We start from the raw sequence: 8,234 nt of genomic DNA on the forward strand, positions 1-8,234 counted from the left end.
AATTATTCAATTTACAGAACTCATCAAATCTTCATGTATTTGAAGCATAGTTTATCTTTTACACTAAAAATAGTGGGAATAATAGAACAAATCAGATTAAAAAAGTAGTTAGCTATGAGCCAAATATGTCCTATCTCCAAAACCTGTGCTTGTCGCAATGTTGCACGCTGCCAGACTAAGGAAGCAGGCAGGCTCTTTCTCTGGTTCCCCGTTCCACATACCCTAACAAAAGTCACCTCCTACCTAAAGAAGTTTGCCTTAAAGTATGAATTGATGCACGAGCGTCCAGGTTTGAGTTTGGACTGTAAACCCGGACAGTCCCTAGAAATTGCTCGTAATCTGGCCAAACTACTTGCACCAAGAGAATTAAAAGAGACGCAAGTCCTTTTCATGCAAGGTACTTTCCAACCTCAAATCCACGATTTTAGTGACATCGCCTCATTACAACGCTTCATTAAGTTGAACCAATCCAACTGGCTGGTTGAAATGCTGGCAACGGAACGATTTACCAGTTACTTCCAACCAATTGTCTCAATTAACGATACATCACAGATTTTTGGATATGAATCCCTCTTGCGGGGACTGGATGAAGAAGGCAATTTAGTGCTACCAACACCAATTGTGGAGTTAGCAACCGAAGCCGGACTTCTACCACAACTAGACCAAGTTGCTCGCCTCAGCGCAATTACTCAATTCAGCCGCTATCAAGTGAGTGGGCACATCTTCATCAATTTTGCACCAACGTCACTTTATGACCCAGCTTTTTGCCTACGTAGTACAGTAGAAGCAATTGATATTGCGGGATTTTCTCACGATCGCGTTGTTTTTGAAGTCGTGGAATCAGACAATCCTCAAGATTTAACTCACCTCAAGGCAGTGCTTAAATACTACCGCGATGCTGGGTTTTTAATCGCTCTTGATGACCTTGGTTCTGGCTATTCCAGCCTAAACTTGCTGCATCAGTTACGTCCAGACTTTATCAAGCTGGATATGGAGTTAATACGAGATGTACATCAAGACCTTTACAAAGCTTCGATTACCGAGAAGCTTCTAGAGATTACTCAAAAATTAAACATCCAGACCGTTGCTGAAGGAATTGAGTGCATTGAGGAACTGAATTGGCTGCGAGAACGAGGTGCAAATTTTGCTCAAGGCTATTTGATTGCTAAACCCAGTGCAGTGCCTATTACTACAACCCCTTACTTCGATCCGATCGCATTAACTATAGGATCAGCAAATTCTCAGGTAGTTGAGCAGGTTCAACACCAAAGCGAGTCCGAACGAATTGTGGCAGCAGTGACGCAGCGCATTCGCCAATCGTTGGAGTTAGACGAGATTTTGCAAACCACAGCAGCCGAAGTGCGACAACTGTTTGAGGTAGACCGAGTGCTGATTTACCAGTTTGAGCCAGACTGGAGTGGATTAGTTGCTGTAGAATCCTTAGCAGAAGGGTGTATGTCGATTTTTGGATTTCACGTCATGGATACCTGCTTTCAATCTACCCGTGCAGCTTACTATCAACAAGGTAACACCAGAGCGATCGAAGACATTGAAAATGCGGGACTATCGCCGTGTCATATTCACCTCCTCCGAAGTCTGCAAATCCGGGCAAACCTTGTTGTGCCAATTTTGCAGCAAGAGCGGTTGTGGGGACTATTGATCGCTCACCAATGCCGTCAGCCCAGACAATGGCAGCAATCGGAGATTAACTTGTTTAACCAGTTAGCAGGTCAAGCTGCGATCGCTATTCAGCAATCAGAACTTTACCACCAATTACAACAAGCAAACCAAGAATTACAGCGCCTTGCCTGTTCGGATGGTCTAACCCAAGTAGGAAATCGACGCTGCTTTGATGACACATTCAACGCACAGTGGCAAAGGTTGGCACGAGAGCAAGGTTCGCTATCTTTAATTTTGTGTGATGTCGATTACTTTAAGCTTTACAACGACACGCATGGACATCTGGCAGGAGATGATGCACTCAGACAGGTTGCCAAGGCAATCTCTCAGACAGTTAAACGCCCTGCTGATTTAGTTGCTCGTTATGGTGGAGAAGAGTTTGCAGTCATTTTGCCGAATACTGATATGGAAGGGGCTATTGCAGTTGCAAGAGATATTCAGACCAATATTAGCGCATTAAAAATGCCTCATTCCCATTCTCAGATTAGTGAATTCATTACCCTCAGTCTTGGTGTGGCAACCATCACTCCTCATCGCCAATTATCTCCCGCAACCTTAATTGCTGCTGCCGATCAGGGACTCTACCAGGCAAAAGCCCAAGGAAGAAATTGTGTGGTGCAGATGGACTGTGAGGATGTTGAACCTAAATCTCTCATTTAGCTACCAGTTTCCATTTCCTCTGCCCTTGGAAGTGCCCTTTTCCAATCACCTGTATGATGCATTGGTGGAGGCGTTAAAAAAAATGACTCCTTATACCATTTAGGTATTGAGTGTTGTAGCAGCAGCTATTCCATCGGCTGAGGAGGTAATCTTGATAAGGGTTGAGAAAACTGAGACCTTGGTTACTACGTTCGCGACGTTCACTAAAAGTTGAGCTACGCAAGTAATTAAATACGGTAGTTTTAGAGACTCCCAGTTCCTGAGCGATTGCTTGCCCTGACGATCGCAAAGATAAGAACCGCTAAAAAGCTCATATTGAAGCCGAAAAATTTCCTAGTTAATTACATCTTTAAAGGCGAACAGAAGCAACTGTTCTAACTGCTAAAGCTCTTAGTATTTATTCTCCCAGAATTTTTTCCGAGATATCAGATATATCCCTAGCAGTGATATACCCGCTATCATTGCAGGTTCGGGTATGGGTTTGATTTCGGCATAAATAGCTGTTCTATTTGTCCCTCCTTCAAGAGCCTTAACACTTATCTGGGGAATGTCTGGATTAAAGCCAGTTAACTCAAGCGTGTATTTATTGCCTTCAAAGGTGAAACTGCGATCGCTCAAATTTTTGTCTATGAATACAAAGTCTGCATTATCTTCAGGATCTGTTGCGTCATTAGGTGTATTTACTAGATGCAACTTGAAGTCAAAAACTTGGCTGATTCCAGTGGGAGGGTTGAAGGATACATTGAGATTTAAAGGTACAAATTCAACGCTTGTACCTTTGAGTACCGTTCCATTAAAGTAAGTCAAATCAGCTATTTTGAATGCAGAGTTGATGTCTGCTGAGAATGAACTTCCATTAAAGGTAAGTTTATTTGAGCCTGTGACTGTACACCCAGGAGTACTTGGATTTGATGGACAAACATTAGCATCGCCCCAAGTAAATGTGTTGCTTCCCACACCTGTATATACGGGATTGGTATCGGTGCTTCCTGGAGTAGGTTCTCCCCATGTACCACTAGAGATACCAGAAAAAGTGAGAGCATCTGCTTGACCAGAGAAACTAAATCCTGTGGTTGCACTCATAAAAAAACTAGATATAGCAGTCGCAAAAATCAAACTTAGTTTCATAACTTAGGTTTCAATTCTCATCTTTGAACTTTTTTCAACTAGATATCTAGTCTACCTTAGTGAATTTACTGAAAATACGCCAATATCTTATTGTAATTTTTATAAAGACTTTATACTTGTTTAAGTTTGTTTAACAATAAATTTATATTTATTAAGCTAAATTTATGGATTGTTTAAATATTTTACCATTTTATAATTAGAAAACTATTTGTGTAGGTGTAGCCCGTCGTAGACATGGCTACTTTAATTGATGCCCTGACTAATTGTCAAGTTTATATCAAGTTATTTTTCAATAGTTTTCAGCGTTTTTCTTATAACTTTGACAAAATCTCTGGCAACAACTGACTAGGAATTTTAGATAAAGCCAGATTTTGTCCCTGTATCCCTAATTCATTATGAAAAGCGCGAATAGTTTTTACCACATAAGTAAAAGTTGTTTGATAAGCTTCGGGTTGTTTGCTTAATCCTTTTAAGGCTTTTAAATGGTTTTCTAATGCTACTTCTAGGTGTTGAGAACGTGTTGGTTTGTCACCATTAAATGACTTATCTATTACTAGCTGATAATGTGCTAGTCCCAGGTTATTATAAGAGGCAAGCAAATCGAAACTTAAAAGAGTACCGCTCAGTGAGTGAGCCAAGTCTATGGCCTCTTCGTAAGCACTGATGCATAGTTGTAGGTAGTTTTGCCGTGCCTGTTTAGTTGTCTGAGATAGGTTTGCTAAATGCCAGTAGGCAGTACCCAGATTATTTTGTGTAGCGGCGCAGGCACTAGGAACATTAGCTGGAGTGCGATATTTGAGAGCTTCACTATAGACATTAATCGCTAGTTGGAGATTTTGGGCAGGTTGTTCGTACTGTGCCAGATTCCAACAAGCAGTACCGATATTATTTTGAATCATGCCATACTTAAGCGGTTCTTCTTCGGGGTTGTAGTGTATGAGTGCTTCGTTGTAAGCTGCGATCGCTTTCTTTAAATGCACAATTGGTTGATTATATTGCCCTAGATGCCAGTAAGCAGTACCTAAATTGTTCTGGCAAGCCGCATACTTTAATGAATCCATCTCGGCTGTACGGTAGCTGAGTGCTTCACTGTAAGCTAAAATTGCTTGCTGCCAATTTTCAGATGGGTGAGAAAAACGAGCTAAATCACCATAAGCTGTCCCCAAATTATTTTGCACGCGAGCGTAAGTTTCTCGATGTGTCTGGGGTGACATCATCTTTAACGCCAACTGATAAAATTCTATTGCCTGCTCTATATAAGTTTGCCCTTCCTCAGAATTTGGTGGTGTGCGGTATAGCATCCAGTAGAGTGTGCCCAAATCATTCAAGATATCTGGAAGTTGCGATGAAGTTTCGTCATAGCTAATTGCCTCCTGATAGGCAATAATTGCCACCATCAGGTTTTCTAGAGTTGAATCTCCTTGCTCAATGCGAAGGCGGTATAAAGTGCCCAAGCGATGATAAGCTTCTGCTAGTATCTCCCCTGGAACTTGATTTTTGTGTAATTCTTCAATCTCCAGCAAAATCTGCTGCGGTTGTAAGTAATCTTCAGTATTTTGAGCAGAGTTTGTGTTGATTGTTGCTATTACTAGTTCTGTTAACTCGCTACTAACATAAGATAAAGATGACAGCGATTGATTATCATTACCACTACCAGACCTATTAGTAAATTCCTGCTGTTGTGGCGTAGCTTCCTGGGTTTGATGTACGTCATTCTCTTGTATCTCTGCTGGGAAATCGGAATTGTTTTCAAACTTGAACTCGGTGGCTACCGTTCTGAGTTCTGCTTGGCTAACTGATTCATCTATAATCGACTGCTCAATATTCTCTAAATCCAAGCTTCCAGAACGTGAAAAACGTTCTGGATAGCCTGCTTGAGTTGCTGGCGTGGGTTCTCCAGCAAATACAAATACGCCAGTCCGGCAACGCCAAAACTGTGGTGCTGATTGCTTGATGGCAGATAACCAAGGGCGCGGTATCCACAACAGCAAGTTAGATTCTAGGAATCGGCTGGATTCTTGGGTAGAAAAATATTGTTCGCTTAAACGAAGATAGTGTAAAAATAAACGCTGTGTTGCGACTGGTTGCTTGGTGAGATGCTCCACACCTACAATCTGAAATGCTGGGACTGGAAAAGGTCTTCCAGGGGTATCTTTTGATGCCCCAATAATTGGCGGTGGATAATTTGCCAGCCATTGATTTATCTGGACTATGGGATTGGGGTCGTTTAAATTCAAACGTAACGTAACTAATCGCGGATAAGCTGGAGTGCTATTTTCCTGAGCATTTGATGACCGATATAGCACCTGTCCAACAGGATAAGCCAATGTAGAATGCAAACGGGCTGCTACTTGATTTCTTAAGTGTAAATTATCACATACAGATAAAAAAAGTTGTCGTCGCAAGCCAAGACTTAAGGCAAGTTTCAGGCGGTGGTATACTTGCCGATTCCAAGTTGAATTATTGTTGTATGCAGTATCATTCACGCTTAAAGAGCCAAAACAAAGTATATATCACCGTTCTGGGTGCATCCAAGTGGGCTAAACTCATGATAGAAATCATTTTTAAATAGATATTGTGCTGCTCAGGATAAATTAAGCCTTTATAAATATAAACAAATAAGTATATAATTATACTTTAATTGCCAGTTCAATTTTAACAAAAAATAAAAAACCAGGCCCCTATTTAAATTGGAACCTGAAAAACTATAAAGAAGATGAAGTTTTCTGAAAATATTTTACGATCAACTGCTCTTAGAAACGAAGAAGGCGACTAGAATCAAGGCGACAACCAAAGCTGTAGCGGCGATTCCTAGTATGAGATAAGTTCGTTTTTGCCCTTCTGAGGGAGGTTCTGCTTGATAAATCTTTGGTTCCCGGGCAAAATTATTCAGAAGGCCGCCTTCTTCATTGGTATAGGGCATGAATTAATTCCTTTATCTTTATCGTTAATTTAATGTTACATAAATGCTAAATCCGCTCTGAAACTGCTAGACAAATCGTTACATTGGGGATTGGGGATTGGGATTAGAGAACTTTTTCCTAGTACCCAGTCCCCAGTCCCCAGTCCCTAACTAGTAATTGTCCCGGTGAGAGGTGAACTAGGACTGGCATAATCTTTGATGGGCATCCTGCCAGCAAGGTATGCTAGACGACCGGCGACTGTTGCTAAATTCATGGCACGAGCCATTGCTGCTGGGTTTGGAGAAAGTGCGATCGCACTATTAATTAATAAAACATCTGCTCCCAATTCCATTGCTTGAGCGGCTTCTGAGGGTGAACCAATACCTGCATCTACCACCACCGGTATACCTGCATTTTCGATGATGATTTGGATATTGGCGGTTGTCTTTAGCCCTTGTCCAGAACCAATTGGCGATGCCAAAGGCATTACCGTCGCACAGCCTACTTCTTCTAACCGCTTGGCTAACATGGGGTCAGCGTTAATATAGGGCAAGACTGCAAAACCTTCTTTCACTAGTTGTTCTGCGGCTTGCAGCGTCCCAATTGGATCTGGGAGTAAATACTTAAGGTCAGGTATTACTTCTAACTTGACAAAATTATTATCTTCCTGCCCTAACAATTTCGCCATTTCTCGTCCCAAACGCGCTACCCGAATCGCCTCTTCAGCTGTTTGACAACCTGCGGTATTGGGTAACATCCAAATTTTTGTCCAATCTAAAGCTTCAGCTAAACCTTCATGTCCGGGGGCTTTAGTTTGTACCCGTCGGACTGCCACGGTGACAATTTGGCAATCACTGGCAATGACGCTTTGCTGCATTTCTTCAATGCTGCGATACTTACCAGTTCCCGTCATCAAGCGGGATTGAAAGGTTTTGCCAGCAATAATTAGTGGGGAGTCTTGAATAGGGAGTGGGGATATAGCAGTATGATGCCCGTTAGAGAAATTGGCAGAGTGAGTCAGCATTGGGGTGGAGGTAGATGGCTGGGATTGGAAGCGTGAATAGTGAAAATCAGCAAGTAGAGGATCGGGCTTTTGTTCTAATATTAAGTCGGCAATCAATGAGGCTGTTACGGGTGTCAGTAGAATTCCGTTACGGTAATGACCAGTTGCAAAGGTTAAATTTTGACAGTGAGTAGTGCCAAGGATGGGTAACTCATCGGGGGTGGCTGGGCGAAATCCCCACCAGAACTCTTGGATGGGATAATGCTTTAATTGGGGATACAGGCGGATGGCAGCTTGTAATAATTTTTGAATGCCGTCTGGGGTGTTGTTGGGGGTGAAGCCAACGTCTTCGCTTGTTGCCCCGATAATCAGGCGATCGCATCTTGGTACGATGTAAATATTCTGCCCAAACAAAACCCGCTTCAAGGGCAAGTCTGGCGCAAATTCTGGTATCCGCACACTCAGCATTTGTCCTTTTCTGGGTACCACTGGTAGCGGTAATAACTCATTTGACCAAGCACCTGAAGCTAAAACATAGTGCGCGGCGCGAATTATTCCAGCATTGGTTTGCACGCCAACCACTTGTCCTTGCTGCTGTAAAAATCCTTCTACCGTAATACCATCTTTGAGTTCAACACCAATAGATTCAGCCGCCGTTCGCAATACATGAGCTAGAGCCTTATTATCAACTTGTGCGTCTTCAGGATACCACCAACCACCAACTACCTCTGCTCCCAATCCTGGCTGATATTGATGAATTGCCTCTTTATTTAACCAGTAAGCCGGGGATGAGGGGGAGAGAAATTAATTCTTTCATTCCCCTCATTTTTCTTATGCCCGGCTTACTGGTTAAATAAAAA

The 8,234-nt window shown here is 42.2% G+C and carries 4 protein-coding genes and 1 pseudogene; 1 reads left to right on the top strand and 4 read right to left on the bottom strand.

From position 1 onward, the window contains the following. The first annotated feature begins 114 nt into the window (after nucleotides 1–114). On the top strand, nucleotides 115–2,340 hold the full coding sequence (locus CDG77_RS24230; protein WP_094331901.1) for an EAL domain-containing protein: 2,226 nt from the start codon (nucleotides 115–117) through the stop codon (nucleotides 2,338–2,340). Between the two features lie 390 nt (nucleotides 2,341–2,730). Here the strand turns inward: CDG77_RS24230 and CDG77_RS24240 are convergent, their stop codons facing one another. From CDG77_RS24240 to CDG77_RS38890, 4 genes and pseudogenes are all read right to left on the bottom strand, one after another. After that, nucleotides 2,731–3,468, bottom strand: a complete 738-nt coding sequence (locus CDG77_RS24240) for a choice-of-anchor K domain-containing protein (protein WP_094331902.1) — start codon at nucleotides 3,466–3,468, stop codon at nucleotides 2,731–2,733. A 311-nt stretch (nucleotides 3,469–3,779) separates the two neighbouring features. Next, nucleotides 3,780–5,954, bottom strand: a complete 2,175-nt coding sequence (locus CDG77_RS24245) for a tetratricopeptide repeat protein (RefSeq protein ID WP_223269945.1) — start codon at nucleotides 5,952–5,954, stop codon at nucleotides 3,780–3,782. A 257-nt stretch (nucleotides 5,955–6,211) separates the two neighbouring features. After that, nucleotides 6,212–6,391 (bottom strand): photosystem II assembly protein Psb34, encoded by a 180-nt coding sequence (psb34, locus tag CDG77_RS24250; RefSeq protein ID WP_094331904.1) that lies wholly within the window; start codon nucleotides 6,389–6,391, stop codon nucleotides 6,212–6,214. A gap of 146 nt (nucleotides 6,392–6,537) precedes the next feature. Beyond that, a pseudogene (locus CDG77_RS38890) lies at nucleotides 6,538–8,163 on the bottom strand (FAD-dependent oxidoreductase); the annotation flags it as partial. Nucleotides 8,164–8,234 lie beyond the last annotated feature (71 nt).

This window comes from Nostoc sp. 'Peltigera membranacea cyanobiont' 213 (genome assembly GCF_002245975.1).
In the GTDB taxonomy this organism is placed as follows: Bacteria; Cyanobacteriota; Cyanobacteriia; order Cyanobacteriales; family Nostocaceae; genus Nostoc.

What these genes read in the sequence shown, in the direction of transcription:
- CDG77_RS24230 (WP_094331901.1), top strand. Translation starts at nt 115, where the DNA reads ATGAGCCAAATATGTCCTATCTCCAAAACCTGTGCTTGTCGCAATGTT.
- CDG77_RS24240 (WP_094331902.1), bottom strand. Translation starts at nt 3,468, where the DNA reads ATGAAACTAAGTTTGATTTTTGCGACTGCTATATCTAGTTTTTTTATG.
- psb34 (WP_094331904.1), bottom strand. Translation starts at nt 6,391, where the DNA reads ATGCCCTATACCAATGAAGAAGGCGGCCTTCTGAATAATTTTGCCCGG.